The sequence below is a fragment of the Roseomonas rosulenta genome (genome assembly GCF_016106005.1).
GTDB classification, from domain to species: Bacteria; Pseudomonadota; Alphaproteobacteria; order Acetobacterales; family Acetobacteraceae; genus Neoroseomonas; species Neoroseomonas rosulenta.
The window spans coordinates 1-1,012 of sequence record NZ_JACADR010000575.1; the positions used below are offsets into that span (position 1 = coordinate 1).

At 75.9% G+C, this 1,012-nt stretch carries 1 protein-coding gene; it reads right to left on the reverse strand.

Translation table 11 applies throughout. The annotated features are described in order from the left end of the window. Positions 1 to 673 (reverse strand): VWA domain-containing protein (locus HW578_RS26955; RefSeq protein ID WP_198373767.1); only part of this gene is annotated, 673 nt, incomplete at its 3' end. Positions 674 to 1,012: the final 339 nt, after the last annotated feature.

Here is a 1,012-nt window from a genome sequence, read left to right on the forward strand (position 1 = left end):
TGCGCGCCGCCGCAGTCCCCGGCAGCGCGGCCAGCGCCGCCCGCCCGCCGGCGGCGAAGACCGCCACGGCCCGCAGCAGGTCGCGCAGCGTGCCGGCCGAAGCGGAATCGAAGGGCGCATAGGCCCCGCCCGAGACCTTCGCCACCTGGCGGAAGGCATTGGCGGCAATCGGGTTGGCCCCCTCGTGGAAGCAGAAGACCGGCGTGCCGAACAGGCCGAGCTCGCCGGCGGCGTGGCAGATCGCGTCCACGTCCTCCTCCACCGCGTCGCCCACCAGGACCAGCGCGCCGACCTTCTCATTGCGCGATTCCGCCAGCGCGTGGCGCAGCGCGCGGAGGATCTGCGTCTGGCCGCCGAGGCAGGTCACGGTGGACATCCGTCGCGCCAGTTCCGCCCCGTCGGTCAGGAAGGGGGTCGCGGCGAATTCCCGGAAGCCGCGCCAGTAAGCCAGCGAGACCGCGAGGCCGCCGAGGTCGCGGGTGGCGAGGAACATCTCCCCGGTCAGCGCGCAGGCGCGGTCCCAGGCCGGCTGGCGCGACGCCGTGGCATCGACGGTGAAGATCAGCCGGCCCGGGCGGCCGCTGGCCGGGCGCGCGGCAGGCAGGCGCGCCACCCGGTCGAGGAAGGCGGCGACCTCGGGCGTGGGTCCGGTGCGGGCGGGCGGACGGGTCATGGTCGGGTCAGGTGCTCGCGCATGGTCCCCGTCATGTGAAACCGCTCACACGCCGCGCCAAGGCCCGGCACGCCGATGCTGGTGCGAAGCGCCCGCGCGGGGTTTACTGCGGCGACGCAACAGGAGGGCAGGCCGGATGCACACAGCAGGCAGGATGGGCGCCAGGGCCACGATGCTAGCCGGGGTGGCAGGGCTTGCCCTCGCCGGGGCCGCGATGGCACAGCCCAAGCCCTCGGGGCAGAGCGCACCGCAGCAGGCGCTGCCCACGGCAAAGCCGCCGCCGCTCGGCGCCCCCCAGCAGGCCCAGCCTGCGCCGCGCCCCGCGCCGCCGGCCCAGGC